16 protein-coding genes are annotated in these 13,970 nt (G+C 73.1%); 5 read left to right on the top strand and 11 right to left on the bottom strand.

What is annotated here, in order from left to right; translation table 11 throughout:
* Window positions 1–14: 14 nt before the first annotated feature.
* Window positions 15–1,121, bottom strand: a complete 1,107-nt coding sequence (locus H4696_RS04540) for an oxidoreductase (RefSeq protein WP_192782068.1) — start codon at window positions 1,119–1,121, stop codon at window positions 15–17.
* 98 nt (window positions 1,122–1,219) lie between these two features.
* Here H4696_RS04540 and H4696_RS04535 point away from each other — a divergent pair, with 98 nt between their 5' ends.
* The gene (locus tag H4696_RS04535) at window positions 1,220–1,690 is read left to right on the top strand and encodes a MerR family transcriptional regulator (protein WP_211299654.1); all 471 of its coding nucleotides are present in this window, start codon (window positions 1,220–1,222) and stop codon (window positions 1,688–1,690) included.
* Here the strand turns inward: H4696_RS04535 and H4696_RS04530 are convergent.
* Window positions 1,593–2,003, bottom strand: coding sequence for a RidA family protein (locus tag H4696_RS04530; RefSeq protein ID WP_086858315.1), 411 nt, complete (start codon window positions 2,001–2,003; stop codon window positions 1,593–1,595). The genes H4696_RS04535 and H4696_RS04530 overlap by 98 nt on opposite strands.
* An 89-nt stretch (window positions 2,004–2,092) precedes the next feature.
* Between H4696_RS04530 and H4696_RS04525 the strand changes: the two genes are divergently transcribed.
* Window positions 2,093–2,599, top strand: a complete 507-nt coding sequence (locus H4696_RS04525; RefSeq protein WP_086858314.1) for a MarR family winged helix-turn-helix transcriptional regulator — start codon at window positions 2,093–2,095, stop codon at window positions 2,597–2,599.
* A 1-nt stretch (window position 2,600) separates the two neighbouring features.
* On the opposite strand, the gene H4696_RS04520 is transcribed toward H4696_RS04525, so the two are convergent.
* The 5 genes from H4696_RS04520 to H4696_RS49770 form a co-directional block, all read right to left on the bottom strand.
* The gene (locus H4696_RS04520) at window positions 2,601–3,458 is read right to left on the bottom strand and encodes a helix-turn-helix domain-containing protein (RefSeq protein WP_086858313.1); all 858 of its coding nucleotides are present in this window, start codon (window positions 3,456–3,458) and stop codon (window positions 2,601–2,603) included.
* Between the two features lie 465 nt (window positions 3,459–3,923).
* Window positions 3,924–5,336: a carboxylesterase/lipase family protein gene (locus tag H4696_RS04515; protein WP_086858312.1), complete on the bottom strand. Its 1,413-nt coding sequence runs from the start codon at window positions 5,334–5,336 to the stop codon at window positions 3,924–3,926.
* Window positions 5,333–6,250 (bottom strand): MBL fold metallo-hydrolase, encoded by a 918-nt coding sequence (locus H4696_RS04510; RefSeq protein WP_086858311.1) that lies wholly within the window; start codon window positions 6,248–6,250, stop codon window positions 5,333–5,335. Before H4696_RS04510 ends, H4696_RS04515 begins: the two co-directional genes overlap by 4 nt.
* A gap of 113 nt (window positions 6,251–6,363) precedes the next feature.
* Window positions 6,364–7,098 carry a haloacid dehalogenase type II gene (locus H4696_RS04505; protein ID WP_086858310.1) on the bottom strand — a complete coding sequence of 245 codons (735 nt, stop codon included), beginning with the start codon at window positions 7,096–7,098 and terminating at the stop codon, window positions 6,364–6,366.
* 163 nt (window positions 7,099–7,261) lie between these two features.
* Window positions 7,262–8,725, bottom strand: a complete 1,464-nt coding sequence (locus H4696_RS49770) for a helix-turn-helix domain-containing protein (RefSeq protein ID WP_211299653.1) — start codon at window positions 8,723–8,725, stop codon at window positions 7,262–7,264.
* Between the two features lie 98 nt (window positions 8,726–8,823).
* Between H4696_RS49770 and H4696_RS04495 the strand changes: the two genes are divergently transcribed.
* Window positions 8,824–9,471, top strand: a complete 648-nt coding sequence (locus H4696_RS04495; protein ID WP_086858317.1) for an MFS transporter — start codon at window positions 8,824–8,826, stop codon at window positions 9,469–9,471.
* 9 nt (window positions 9,472–9,480) lie between these two features.
* Here H4696_RS04495 and H4696_RS04490 read toward each other — a convergent pair whose 3' ends face one another.
* Together H4696_RS04490 and H4696_RS04485 are read right to left on the bottom strand one after the other, a co-directional pair.
* Complete coding sequence (locus H4696_RS04490) at window positions 9,481–9,921, bottom strand: hypothetical protein (RefSeq protein WP_086858308.1); 441 nt, start codon at window positions 9,919–9,921, stop codon at window positions 9,481–9,483.
* A gap of 57 nt (window positions 9,922–9,978) precedes the next feature.
* Complete coding sequence (locus tag H4696_RS04485) at window positions 9,979–10,536, bottom strand: hypothetical protein (RefSeq protein ID WP_086858307.1); 558 nt, start codon at window positions 10,534–10,536, stop codon at window positions 9,979–9,981.
* A 131-nt stretch (window positions 10,537–10,667) separates the two neighbouring features.
* Here H4696_RS04485 and H4696_RS04480 point away from each other — a divergent pair, with 131 nt between their 5' ends.
* Complete coding sequence (locus tag H4696_RS04480; protein WP_086858306.1) at window positions 10,668–11,240, top strand: TetR/AcrR family transcriptional regulator; 573 nt, start codon at window positions 10,668–10,670, stop codon at window positions 11,238–11,240.
* Window positions 11,241–11,306: 66 nt separating this feature from the next.
* On the opposite strand, the gene H4696_RS04475 is transcribed toward H4696_RS04480, so the two are convergent.
* Window positions 11,307–11,819 carry a lytic polysaccharide monooxygenase auxiliary activity family 9 protein gene (locus H4696_RS04475; RefSeq protein WP_086858305.1) on the bottom strand — a complete coding sequence of 171 codons (513 nt, stop codon included), beginning with the start codon at window positions 11,817–11,819 and terminating at the stop codon, window positions 11,307–11,309.
* A gap of 272 nt (window positions 11,820–12,091) precedes the next feature.
* On the opposite strand from H4696_RS04475, the gene lexA reads away from it, so the two are divergent.
* A complete protein-coding gene (gene lexA / locus H4696_RS04470; RefSeq protein ID WP_086858304.1) occupies window positions 12,092–12,745 on the top strand; it encodes a transcriptional repressor LexA in 654 nt (217 codons plus the stop codon).
* 6 nt (window positions 12,746–12,751) lie between these two features.
* Here lexA and H4696_RS04465 read toward each other — a convergent pair whose 3' ends face one another.
* Window positions 12,752–13,957 (bottom strand): cytochrome P450, encoded by a 1,206-nt coding sequence (locus H4696_RS04465; protein ID WP_086858303.1) that lies wholly within the window; start codon window positions 13,955–13,957, stop codon window positions 12,752–12,754.
* Window positions 13,958–13,970 lie beyond the last annotated feature (13 nt).

Here is a 13,970-nt window from a genome sequence, read left to right as displayed (position 1 = left end):
GCCGATTGCCCCGCTCAGTGCAGGACGCCCAGTGCCTCCGGGGTGAACGGCACCACCTCGTCGTCGCGGCCGTCGAGGATCTTCGCCGTCCACTCCGGGTCGGCGAGCAGGGACCGGCCGACGGCGACGACGTCGAACTCGTCGGCCTCCAGCCGGTCCAGGAGCCCGTCGATCCCGGTGCGGCCCGCGCCGCCACCGGCCAGTGCGGCGGTGAACTCGGTGTCGAGCCCGACCGACCCCACCGCGATGACCGGCTTGCCGGAGAGCTTCTTCGCCCAGCCCGCCAGCGTGAGGTCGGCGCCGTCGAACGCGGGCAGCCAGAAGCGGCGGGTGGAGATGTGGAAGGCGTCCGCGCCGGCGTCGGCCAGCGCGCCCAGGACGACCCCGAAGTCCTCGGGGGTCGCCACGATGTGGGCGTCGTAGTCGGACGCCTTCCACTGCGACAGCCGGATGACGACGGGGAACCCGGGCGTCACGCGTGCCCGGACGGCGGCGACGGCTTCGGCGGCGAACCGGGTCCGGGCCCGCACGCTGCCGCCGTAGCCGTCGGTGCGGTGGTTGGTGCCCGCCCAAAGGAACTGGTCGATCAGGTAGCCGTGGGCGCCGTGCAGTTCGACACCGTCGAACCCCGCGTCCTCGGCGGCCTTGGCCGCTTCGCCGAACGCCCCGACCACGTCGTCGATGTCGGCCGTCGTCATGGTCCGCCCCGGGACGGTGCCCTCGAGCGGGCGCCCGGACGGGCCGATGGCGGGGGCGCCGGGGTGCGGCGGGTCGCCGGCCAGCCGGGCCATTCCGACGTGCTGCAGCTGCGCGAAGATCCGCCCGCCCGCGTCGTGCACGGCCGCGGTGACGCGGGCCCAGCCGGCGAGCGCTTCGGCGCCGTACAGGTGCGGGACCAGGTCGTGCTGGCCGGCGGACGGGTGGTCGACGTAGCTGCCTTCGGTGATCACCAGCCCGGTCCCGCCGGCGGCCCGCCTGGCGTAGTAGGCGGCCACGTCGGCCCCCGGCACCCCGCCGGGGGCGTACCCGCGGGTCATCGGGGCCATCGCGACGCGGTTGGGCAGGGTGACCCCGCCCAGCGTGATCGGCCGGGAAAGTGTTCGTACAGCGCGGTTTTCCATGGTTCAGGTCCTCCTCGGTCGGCTTGACGACCAGGCTAGAATCTGACATGGACGTGAGGTTCAACGTCTTGTGCGGCAGATCACGTCAGGAGGACCGCGTGCGCATCGGGGAGCTGGCCGAAAAGACGGGCGTCAGCGTGCGCTCGCTGCGCTACTACGAGGAAAAAGGGATGCTCGTGCCGGAGCGCACGGCCGGCGGGCACCGCTCCTACCCGGAGGCCGGCGTCGGCCAGGTCTGGCTGATCCAGCAGTTCTACGCGGCCGGCCTGTCGAGCACGACGATCCAGGGGATCATGCCCGCCGTCCGCGCCGGGCGGGCGAACCCGGAGGTGATCGAGCTGCTGATCACCGAACGCGACCGGATCGACCGCCTGGCCCGAGAACTGGTGGACGCGCGGCAGAAGCTGGACACGATCATCGCGACCGCGTCCTCCGACTCCTGCCGGCACGACGCCCCCGACGACCCGAAGGTCACCGGTCCACGACGGCCACGACCTCGGCTTCGACCAGAATCTCCGGGTCGAACAGGATCTCGACGCCGATCAGCGCCGCCGGGGGCGTCGCCGTGATGTCCAGTTCCTTCATCGCCTGCTCGACGCCCGCGCGGAAGTCGTCGTACCGCTCGCGCCGCCAGCCGGCGGCGTACCAGGTCACGCGGACGACGTCGGCGAACGTGGCCCCCGCCGCGGCCAGCGATTTGGCGACATTGCGGTAGACCTGGACGACCTGGCCCGTGAGGTCGCCGGGCGCGACCAGCGCGCCGTTCTCGTCCCACGCGACCTGACCGGCGAGGTGGACCTGCGTCCCCCCGGTGGCCACGGCGACGTGGTGGTAGTCGGGGACCACGACGTGGCCGTCCGGGTTGATCAGCGAAACCGGCATCCTACTCACTCCTTGAGTTCAATCTTGAAGTGATTTCAGTCTGCCTTGACTTCAAGAGTGAAGTCAAGGCGAGGCGGTACAGTGACGCGATGGCCTCGATCACCAGCCCGGGTACCGGCGGCGCCGCGGACGAGCCGCGGTGGCTCGACGCCGAGGAGAAGGAAGCCTGGACCGGCTTGATCTCCCTGGCGCTGCTGATGCCCGGCCGGCTCGAGGCGCCGTTGCAGCACACCGCGGGCGTCACGCTGTTCGAGTACATGACGCTCAGCCAGATCTCCGAGGCCCCGGACCGCCGGATCCGGATGAGCGAGCTCGCCTACCTGACGAACGGCTCGCTCTCCCGGCTGTCCAATGTGGTCAAGCGCCTGGAGAACCGCGGCTGGGTCACCCGCTCCCCCGACCCGGCCGACGGCCGCTACACGCTGGCCGCGCTCACCGACGCCGGCCACGAAGTCGTCGTCACCGCCGCGCCGGTCCACGTCCGCTCGGTCCGCGAGCTGGTGCTCGACCCGCTCACGAAAACCGACCGGCAGGCCCTCGCCCGCATCGCGGCCAAGCTCCGCACCCGCCCGGCCGACTACGGCGAGCCCGGCTGACTCACCGCCGTTCGGCGGTCGCCGCGGTGAGCAGGGTCAGCGCCGCCTGGGACGACGAGCCGGGCTCGGCGGTGACGACCACAAGCGTCTGCTCGGGCGCGTGCGCGAGCGTGAGGGTCTGCTGGTGCACGGTCAGGTCGCCGACGAGCGGGTGGCGCATGGCGTACTCTGTCGCGGCGCAGGCGAGCACCCGGTGGTCGGCCCACATCGCGGCGAACCCGGCGCTGCCCGTGACGAGCTCGCCGATCAGGGTGCTCAGCAGCCGGTCGTCCGGGTGCTTCCCCGCGGTCAGGCGCAGGTTGCCGACCACCGCGCGGGCCTTCTCTGTCCACTGTGGATAGAGATCGCGGGTGTGCGCGTCGAGGAAGACCAGCCGCGCCATGTTAGGGCGGTCGGCGGGGCGGCCGGGTGCGGCGAAGTCGAGGTGGCCGGCGAAGAACGCGTGCCCGGCCCGGTTCCACGCCAGCACGTCGGTCCGGCGCCCCAGCACGATCGCCGGCACGTCACCCAGCCCGGCCAGCAACTGGGTGGTCGCCGCACCGACCCGCTCGGCAGGCGGCCGCTTCGCGACGCGGCGACGGGGCGGCCGGGCCAGGACGCGCAGGTGCTCGTGCTCGTCCGCGTCGAGCCGCAGCGCGCGGGCGATGCCGTCGATCACCTCATCGGAGGCGTTCACCGACTGGCCCTGCTCGAGCCGCACGTAGTACGACGCGCTCACCCCGGCGAGGCTCGCGACCTCTTCGCGGCGCAGGCCGGGCACCCGCCGCCGTTCGCCGTAGGTGCGCAGCCCGACGTCGTCCGGGTGCAGCCGCGCCCGGCACGCCTGCAGGTACTCGGCCAGCTGCCCCTGATCGACCATGACACCGAGTATGCCGGGACCGCGGCGGCCGAGCCTGCCCCTGCCGGGGGTAGGAAACCGCCGCCCCCGGCGGGCAGCTCGTCCGATGGTGCCGCCCCGGCCTTCTTCTCGTTCGCCCGGCGAGCCTGGGTGGTCGCTCCGCCGCAGGTCGTCTACAACCTGATCAACGACGTCGGCAAGATCGAGCTGTGGGGCGCGACGGCGCCCCGCGTGCGCCACGACGAAGGCGGCGAACGCGAATGGGACACGCGCTCGCAGGTCCTCCCGCCGACGCGCCCGCCGAGTTCGCGCTCGTCATCGGCGGTCTCGGCTAGTCCCGGCTCGATCGTGACCCAGGAGTGGCAGCTGCTGCGCCTGGATCCCGTGCTCGGCTCGACCGCCCGCGACGTGGCCGGGCTCCGGGACGAGATGGCGTCCAGCGTGGAGCGCACCCTGTTCGCGCTCTCCCGCTGGCTGCACGAGCGCTCAGCGAAACACCTCCACCACGGGCCGCTCCGGGGTGTGGGGTGCCCAGCCCGGGTCCCCGGTCCGAGCGAAACCGACCCACGCGCGGTGCACCCGAGCCGCCAGGCCCGCGGGCGCCGGGCCGGGGCCCAGCAGCCCGGTGTCCCCGTGCAGCCACGGCTCATCGGCGACGTCGAAGACGAACGGCAGCTCGACGGTGTGGGCCGCGCCGAGCCGGCCGTCCAGCGCCGTCGAGCGGTGCGCGAACGAGTACACGTACGTCGGCCCGGGAGCGTGTGCCGCGATCAGCCGGGCCGTGCCGGCGCCGAACAGGGCGTCGCCGAGCAACGCCGATCGCAGCTCGCCCGGGCTCGCGTCCGGCCGGGCCGCGCGAAGCTCGGCGACCGCGGCCTCGGGGTCGTCCCGGCTCGCCGCCGCGACGGCGAGCACGTCGGCGTCGGTGGAGCCGTCGAACTTCCCTTGCGGCACCAGGTAAAGGTGTCCCTCCTCGGTCGTGGTGCCGATGAGCAGCTCGACGTCGTCGCCCTGCGCGTCCGCCGGCTGTACCGGGAGCACCAGGCTGAACGGGCTGAGCCCGACGAGCGGATCGGTGGCGGTCGCCGTCCGCAAGTCCACACCGGACAGTGCGGGCGTGACCGCCACCAAGCGGTCGTCCGGGATGGCCGCGAAGGCCTCGGCCGTCGGCTCGGTCCCGAGCGCGGCGGCCGCCGCCGCGGTGACGCGCCGCGCCTGCTCCGGGGTGAACGCGCCGGTGCCGCTGCCGCTCTGCACGATCGCCCGCCGGAACAGGCCCTTCGCTTCCGGCGTGGCCAGCAGGCCCGCGGTGAGCGTCGCCCCCGCGGACTGCCCGAACACCGTGACGTTGCCGGGATCGCCGCCGAACGCCCCGATGGCGTCGCGGACCCAGCGCAGCGCGGCGAGGACGTCCAGCAGCCCGCGGTTGTCCGGAGCGCCGTCCAGGACCAGGAACCCGGGGATCCCGAGGCGGTAGTTGACGGTCACCAGGACGACGCCGTCCCGCGCGAAGGCCCGGCCGTCGTAGAGCGCGGCCGCGGTGGAGCCGGTGACGAATCCGCCGCCGTGCACGAACACCATGACCGGCCGCTGCCCGCCGTCGGCGGCCGGGGTGCGGACGTCCACGGTCAGGTACTCGTCCCCGCGCACCCAGCCGGGACCGAAGTACGGGCTCAGGTCGAGCCGGCCGAAGTCCCGCGACGGCTGCGGTGCGGTGGGCGAAGGCCGCGTGCCGTCCCGGACGCCGGTCCAGCCCGGGTGCGCCGCGGGTGCGGCGAAGCGGCCCCGGCCGAGGGGCGCGGCCGCGTACGGGATGGCCCGGTAGCGCTCGCCGAACCGGTCGCGGGTGCCGCGCACCGCACCGGACGGCAGGTGCGCGACCGGCTGCCGGGAGCTCACGCGACCCGCGCGAAGCCGGCCCACTCCGCGATCGCGAACCGGGAACCGTCACGCCGGATCTGCACCCCGCCGGGCCCGGGCAGGTGGGCCGGGAACACCAGCGCGCCGGTCTCGGCCGCCGCACCGAGCAGCCGGTGCCGGGTGGCGCGGGCCTCGGCTTCGTCCTCGCAGAAGCACGAGTTGACCTCGGGCGTCACGATCTGCTGCGGCGTGTGCACGAGATCGCCGGCGAACAGCGCCCGGTCGCCGCCGGATTCCAGGTGCAGCACCGACGATCCCGGCGTGTGGCCGGGCGCGAGCTCGAGCCGCAGGTTGCCGTCGATGCGGTACGAACCGTCCCACAGGTCGACGAGCCCGGCCTCGCGCACGGGCGCGACGCTGTCCTCGAAGACGTTCTGGTTCCCCCGGCCGAACACGGACTTGTGCTCGTTGACGGGGTTCCAGAAGTCGAAGTCCCGCCGGGGCAGCAGGTACCGGGCGTTGGGGAAGGTCGGCACCCAGGCACGCCCGTCGAGCCGGGTGTTCCAGCCCACGTGGTCGGTGTGCAGGTGGGTGTTGACCACGAGGTCGACGTCCCCGGGGCGCACCCCGGCCGCCGCGAGCGTGTCGAGGAACGGCGTGTCGAGGTGTCCCCACAGCGCGGCGTAGGGCCGCTCCTTGTGGTTGCCGGCGCCGGTGTCGACGAGGATCGTGCGGCCTTCGCTGCGCAGCAGCCAGGTCTGGACCGCCGTCCGGACCTCGCCGGTCTCGGGGTCCCAGAAGTCCGGCGCCAGCCAGTCGCGGTTCTCCTCCCAGGACGAGCGCGGACTGGCGGGGAAGAACTCGGCCGGGGTCATGCCGACCGGGCCGGTGAACTCCGTGACGCGGGTGACGGTGACGTCCCCCAGCGTGATCTCTTCGGGAAGCGCGTTCATGGTGGTCCTCGGGGGTGGTGACGGGACGCTGACACCCCCAACGTGCCGGGGTCGGAACCGGCGAACCAGACCCCGTGTTTCCTACCCTCCGCGGGGTGTGGCTCGAGCCGCCGTCAGGCTCCGGCGAACGCGCTGTCGACGGCGTCGGCGAAGGCAGCCATGGACGGGTACTCGGCCTGGTAGGACCACTCGGCGCCCGGCTCGGGCGTCGCGCCCCAGCCCGGGCGGTCGTGGCGGCGGTTGATCCACACCGACGACAGGCCCTCGCGCTTCGCGGGAACGTGGTCGTGGAACAGGCTTTGCGCCACGTGCAGCAGTTCTTCACGCGCCACGCCCAGCGACGGCAACGTCTCGTCCAGCGCACGGAAGTGGTTCGCGGCGGGCTTGTAGGCGCCGACGTCCTCGGCCGTGATGATCGCGGCGAAGGTTCCGCGCAGCCGCTCGTTGCTCCCCGCGAACCCGGCACGGTCCACATTGGACAGAATGATCAGCTGGTAGCGCTCGGCCAGCCGGGCGAGCGCGTCGGCCGAGTCCGGGAACGCGGGCCACGCCGGCACGGACTCGCCGAGACGCCGGGCCCAGTCGTCACTCACTTCGGACCCGAGACCGGCGCCGGTCCGGCGGAACGCCTCCGCGAGCACCTCGGGATACCGCGTCGCCGGCGCTTCCCGCTCGACCGCGGCCTCATTGGCCGCGTAGGCGACCAGCAGTTCCTCCTCGGAAAGGCCGAGGCCCCGCTCCTTCGCCCACGGCGACAGGACGGCGGCGATCCCCGCCTCCCAGTCGATCAGCGTGCCGTAGCAGTCGAAGCTGAGTGCCTTGAAGTTCGTCAGGTCAAGATCGGCCATGACTCCACTGTAGGACAGCGGTTCCGATCGACGCGCACATTTCCGTTCCCCCTCACACCATCCGGCCAGTGTGCCGAACGTAGCCGCCCGCCGCCCGGAACCGCGAGGTTCGGACTGCACAGTGAACGGCCGCACCGGTTTCGCGGTGACCGGTGACCGTGGCTCAGAGCCCGCCGAGTGCCCGCATCGCGAGCCACAGCTCGTGCTTGGCGCTGGGTGCGTGCAGCAGTGAACGGCCGAGCGCCCGTTCGATCCCGGCCAGCCGCTTGCGCGTGGCCGGCGCGGAGATGCCCAGGGCCGACGCGGTGGCGGGCAGCCGGGCGTCGGCGCGCAGCCACTCCCGGAGAGTCTCGGCGCCGGCCCGGTCGAGCGGAAGCAGCTGGGACCGCGCCCAGACGACGATGGCCGGCGTCGCCAGCAGGTCGTCGAGCGTGCCGTTTGGCGGCGCGGAGACCGTCCGGTGGGCGGTGTGCAGGCGCAGGGCGAGCCACGCGGCCGACCGGTCGGCGAGCCGGGTCAGGTCCAGGCCGAGCAGGTCGTCGAGGACGCGCAGCCGCGCGGACAGCGTGTTGCGGTGGATCTTGAGGTGGCGCACGGCGCCGCTGTCGAAGGTGAGCCAGGAGTTCAACGTCGCCAGCAGTTCCTCGGCGCCGGGGTCGGCCCGCCGGGCCGGGACGTGGGTCAGGCACGGCGTCAGGAACCCGGCCGCCCACGCCGGTCCGCGGCCGCCGAGGAACGGTGTCAGGTCGGTGTGCCGGTCGAACCGGGCGTACCGGCCGGGCACGCCGCGGGCCACGGCCAGCGCGTGGAACGCCTGTTCGTAGCCGAGCGCGGTCTCGCGCAGCGGCACTTCCTGGCTCGTGCCGATCCGCGCTTCCGGGACGCGCTCGGCGATCAGCAGCTCCAGGCGGTGTTCCCGCGCGGGCGGGACGAGCGCGATCAGGTGGTGCGGGCGGACGGGACAGGGCACTATCCACGCCCCTCCCCGCGCGAAGCGTTCGATCTGCTCGCTGACCTGGCGGCGCCGGCCGGGCGGGCACTCCACGACGAACACGCGGGCCACGTCCGGCAGCCGGGGCCCCAGTGTCGCGGCGATCCGCCGGGCGGCGGCCAAGCTGCCGATCATGAGCAGGTGCAGCACGGCCTCGCGGCTGAGCGTCATCGCCGAGCTGACCCGGTGCCGCGCCTGTTCGGCTTCCGCCAGCCGCCAGCACAGGCCGAGGAGGCGGGCGGCGTCGGCGAGCAGGTCGCCGGGCCGGCGCTCCGGCCGGTTCGCGACGACCAGGTACGGCATCCGCGCGGCTTCGTCGCCGGCGTCGAGCCGGACGACGTCGATCGTGCCCGGCCCGTCGCCGAGCACCACCGACGGCGTCCCACCGCGGCGCACGCCGGCGGCGGCCGCGGCCAGGATCGCCGGCTCGGGGGCGGGCCGCTTCGCCGGCACGGCAAGGGTTCCGCCGTCGGCGTCGAGCAAGGCCACGGTGCCGCCAGTGCGCGCCGCGAGCCAGTCGAGCATCGCGCCGACCGCGCCGGGCCCGGTGGCCAGCCGGGTCAGCGCGACGAGGTCGCCGGCCCGATCGGCGGCGCCGGCCGGCGTGCCCGCGCGGGCTGCTCCGACGTCGACCACCCCCTGGTACCAGCGGGATTCACGGTACCGAAAAGCGGCCGTGGCCGACTTCCGACATCCGTCGTACACGCGTGCTCCCGAAGTTATACGGTCACCGCATGTACGTGACGCCGCCATCGCCGAATGTCACCCGCCCGGCCGCCGCCCCGGTCTGGTGGCAGGTGCCCGGACCCGGGTTCACCGCGCTGATCGGGCTGTTCATGCTGACCGTGATCTACCGGTTCGACGGCCTGTCGGAGCTCCAGATCGCTCTCGGCCTGTCCAGCGGAAGCCTGCTGCTGATCGGCTTGGTCGCCTACCTGGCCGGGGCGGCGCTCGGCGCGGTCCCCGGGCTCCTGCTCGGCGCCCGCTTCCCCATCGCGGTGGCCGTGCCCGCGACCTGCTTCCTCATCCTCGGTGTACTGCTGGCCGCCTTCGCCGACGCCGGTGGCCTGCTGATGGTGGGCCGCGCCCTGTCGGGCCTCGGCACGGGCGCGGCCGCCGGCACGACGGTCGCGCTGGTCCTGAAGCTCCGCGAACGGCGAGGTGCCCTCGCCGGGGTGACCGCCGGGCTCGCCGTGCTCGCCCTGGTGCTCGGACCGCTCATCGGCCAGCTGCTCTCCGAAGCGACGGGGTTCCGGATCGTCCAGATGGCGGCGGTGCCGTTCCTGCTCATCGCCCTCGTCGTCAACGCGGTCCTCGGCATCGTCCGGCTGACCACCGCCAAGCGCGCGGTGGCGTACCCGCCAGCCGGGTACGCCGCCTGACCCTCGCGGTCAGCGCCGCCCGGCCGCCAGCACGACGAGGAACTGGCCGCCGCCCGGCTGGACGTCGGCGGTCACCGGCAGTCCCGGCAGCAGGCGGGAGAACCGGTCCACCAGCCAGTCCGCGGCCTCCCGGGCGTCCTGCTCGGTCGGGCACCGGGCGACCATCTCGCGCCCGCCCTTGCGCTCCAGCCGCCCGGCCACGGTGATCAGCGGCGCGGGTTCGGCCACGTGCAGCCGGTCCGGCCAGGCGATGACCACCTTGACCGCGCCCTTGCGCGTGTTGCACCCGCGGTGCGCGAGCCGCTCGGGAACCTTCGCCTTCCGATCGGCGGTCCGGCTGTCGACGCTGGGCCCGCGCGGGTCGTTCACGGACATGTCCGGGTCGACCGGTTCGTCGCACACCCAGCAGCGCCAGCCATCGCGCTCGGCGACGTCTTCGAGGAGACTCACCCGAGCAAAGTAGCCTGCCGCGAACCGCGGTGCGCGGCGGCCCGGCGGCCGTCCGCCTCAGTCCGCGTTCTTCGACGCACGCCCCAGCCGCAGCGCGGAGACGAGGAAGAAGACGCCGCCCAGGGTCGCGTAGCCGGCCAGGGTCGTCAGCGACGCGCCGTCCTTCGCGGCCTGCAGGATGAACGAAGTGCCGGCCAGCACGGAGATCCCGCCGCTGAGGATCATCGGCCACTGCCCGCCCAGGCCGCGCCGGGTGACGCCGACCGCGAGCTGGACGGCACCGGCCACGATCGCCCAGCTCCCCCACACCCGCAGCACGTCAGGGATGCCGGACGCGGCGGCGAAAGCCAGCCCGGCGCCGGCGAGCAGGCTGATCGCGACGTTCACGTACAGCGCCAGTACCGGCCGGCCCGTGCCGGAGGACCGGGCGTCGACCACGGCGGCGGCGACGTCGAACAGGGGGTACAGCACCAGCAGCGCGACGCTGACCGGGCCGAGGCTGGACGCCGTGGTGAACAGCAGGCCGGCCCAGACGATGGCGAACGCGAAGCGGGCGAAGTAGAGCCGCCGCAGGGACCGCGCGAGGCCGGCGGCCGGAACGGTGCGGGTGGTCATGGGTGCTCCCGGAGTCAGGTAGACAGATCGTTCTATCTTGCGATGGCGACTATGGCAGCGGTTCGCCATGCCGTCAAGACCGACCGTTCTATCTGCTAGTCTGGGCGCAGCACCGCGAGGCAGGAGTTCACGTGTCCGAAGCCCGAGCCCGGCTGCTCTCCTCGGCGAGCCGGCTGTTCTACACCGAGGGCCTCCACTCGGTCGGCATCGACCGGGTCATCGCCGACGCCGGCGTCACCCGCGCCACGTTGTACCGGCACTTCCCCAGCAAGGACGAACTACTGGTCGCCTACCTGACCGAGGCCGACCAGGCCATCCGCGCCCAGGTGGCGGCCGCTCGCACCACCGGCGGCACACCGGCCGACGTCGTCCGCGCGGTCGCGGAGTCGATCGCCGACGGCATCCGCTCCCCCGGCTTCCGCGGCTGCGCGTTCCTCAACGCCGCCGCCGAGTATCCCGACCCGGCCCACCCGGTGCACCAAGCCGTCCTGGCCCACCGGCAGTGGTTCCTGGAAACCGTCACCGAACTACTGGCGGCGACCGGCGAATCCGCACCCGGCCCGGCGGCCCGGCACTTCGTCCTCCTCCGCGACGGCGCCATGGCCGCGGGCTGCCTGACCGACCCGGCCCCGATCTGCGAGACCTTCCTGCGCGGCGTGGACGGAATCCTGACCTACCGGAACGCCCCCGCGACGAAGGCCTGACGAGCCGGTGGTCGCCGCGGAAAAACCGCCCACCCGGGAGCCGCGCGCTCCCGGGCGGGCGGCGGCTCAGCCGACCTGCAGGTCGATGCACGCGTAGAACGCGTTCGCCGTGTCCGCGATGTTCCACACCGCCAGCACCGTCTGGCGTCCGGTGTGGCCGGACAGGTTCACCTGGTGTGAAACGGTTTCCGGGGGCTGCTCGTTGTTGCCGCTGATGTCCGCGACCTTCTGGCCGCCGACGTAGTACTCGTAGTTCGCCGTGCGGTGGCGGGCGGTGAACGTCCACGTGAAGGTCGCCGTCGTGCCGACCGGGGCGGCGTGCCAGCCCTTGCTGTCGTCGTTGAGCTCGGCGAACTGCGCGTTGCCGCCGTCGCAAGACCGCAGCCCCTTCGGGCCTTCCACGCTCTGGGGCTCGTACTTGATGTCACCGCACGGGACCGTGCCCTGGGCGCACTGCGCCTGCCGGCTGGCCGGGGAGTTCACGTAGCCGTGCGCGCTCGCGACGCCGCCGGGGCTCACCACGACCAGGACCGGTGCCAGGAGGGCGCCCGTCGCGGCCGCGACCAGTTTGCGGTTCATACCAGCTCCTTCGGGGACAGGCTCGCCTCCCGCCGGGCACGGCGAAGCCGCGGTCCGGGCCGCCCGAAGGGGTCCGCCGCGACGGGAATGAGGTGCGAGCGAAGGAAAATTGTGGTCTAGACCATACGTCGCCACGGCCGCTAGGTCAACAGATGGCAAAGTGCTGGTTCATGTTGGTAAGACGCCAACCGTCACCCGTTGTTCCGGTCAGCGGGACCCGCCGGGGCGGACCGGTCGGCGCCGGGGGCACGCGAGCCTCTAGGATCACGCCCGTGACCACCTACGACGACACTTTCGAGCACCTCGACGCCGCGGCCCTGCCGGAACGGCAGCAGAAGATCCTCGTGGCGATCCGGGACTGGGTGGTCCGGTACGGCTACTCCCCCAGCACCCGCGAGATCGGCGAAGCGGTCGGCCTGCAGTCGACGTCGTCGGTGTCGAAGCACCTGGCGAGCCTGGAGGACAAGGGTTTCCTGCGCCGCGGCTCAGGCGTGTCGCGCCCGATGGACGTCCGCGCGTTCCTGCAGGGCGGCGAAGCGCGGGAAGACCGCGACTCGGTCCCGGTGCCCGTCGTCGGCGACATCGCCGCCGGCACGCCGATCTCGGCCGTCGAGCACGTCGACGACGTCCTCAAGCTGCCGCGCGACCTCACCGGGCGGGGCACCGTCTTCGGGCTCCGCGTCCGCGGTGACTCGATGATCGACGCCGCCATCTGCGACGGCGACATCGTCGTGGTCAAGCAGCAGAACGAAGCCCACTCGGGCCAGATCGTCGCGGCGATGATCGACGAGGAGGCGACGGTCAAGGTCTACCGCCGCCGAAACGGTCACGTGTACCTCGAGCCCCGCAACCCCGCCTACGACGTCATCGACGGCGACCGGGCGGCGATCCTCGGCGTGGTCGTGTCGGTGCTGCGGAGCGTCTGACCCGCTTCACCAGGTGATCGGCAGTTCGTACACGCCGTACACGGATCCGTCGTGCTTGAACGGGATCCGCTCGACCCCGGTCGCCAGCGCGAGCGTGGGGATCCGCCGGTACAGCGTGCTGTAGACGACCTGGAGCTCGAGCCGGGCCAGCGGCTGGCCGAGGCACTGGTGGACGCCGAAGCCGAACGCGACGTGCCGGTGCGCGTCGCGGGTCAGGTCGAGGCGGTCGCCGTCGGGGAACACCGACGGGTCGCGGTTGGCGATGTCGTTGGCCATGATCAGGCCTTCGCCCGCGCGGACGGTCTCCCCCGCGATCTCGATGTCCTCGAGCGCGACGCGGCGGCGGCCGTTGTGCGTGATGTTCAGGTACCGCAACAGTTCTTCGACCGCTGACGCCACCAGCGCCGGGTCGTCGGACTCGCGCAGCAGCGCCAGCTGGTCCGGGTGCTCCAGCAGGGCCAGCGTGCCGAGCGCGATCATGTTCGCCGTCGTCTCGTGGCCGGCGATGAGCAGGAGCACGCCCATCTGCGCCGCTTCGACCCGCGTCAGCTCCCCGGCGCGCACGCGCGCCGCGAGCCCGGAAAGCAAGTCGCCGGCGGGGTTTTCGAGCTTCTGCCCCAGCAGCCGGTCGAGGTAGCCGACGAGCGCCTGGTGCCCGGCCGCGCGTTCTTCCGGCTTCGCGTCCCGCCGGATGATGACCTTGCTGTTCTCCTGGAAGAAGTCGTGGTCGGCGTAGGGCACGCCGAGCAGCTCGCAGATCACCAGTGACGGCACCGGCAGCGCGAACGCCTCGACGAGGTCGACCGGCTTCGGGCCGGCCAGCAGTTCGTCGATCAGGTCGTCGACGATCTTCTGCACCGCCGGGCGCATGGCGGCGACGCGGCGGATCGTGAACGGCGCGGTCACCATCTTGCGCAGCCGCGCGTGCTCGGGGTTGTCCATCAGGATGAAGCTGATGCCGGTGCCGCCCTTCGGCAGCGGCGCCGGGCTCGGGTAGCCGGGACGCGTCACGTCGGCGCTGACGCGCGGGTCGGCCAGCAGCGCGCGCTGGTCGGCGTAGCGCGTCACCAGCCACGGGGTGCTGCCGTCCCACAGCCGGACGCGCGCCAGCGGCGCCTCCGCCTGAAGTTCTCGGGCCGCGGGCGGCGGGTCGAACGGGCACCCGGCGGCGCGCGCCATCGGGAACCCGGGGATTTCGGCGGTGCTCGTCATCGTTCCTCCAGTT

It is taken from the genome of Amycolatopsis lexingtonensis, assembly GCF_014873755.1.
GTDB lineage: Bacteria > Actinomycetota > Actinomycetes > Mycobacteriales > Pseudonocardiaceae > Amycolatopsis > Amycolatopsis lexingtonensis.
The sequence above is the reverse complement of the archived record's forward strand: the minus strand, read 5'-3'. Positions and strand labels throughout refer to the sequence as shown.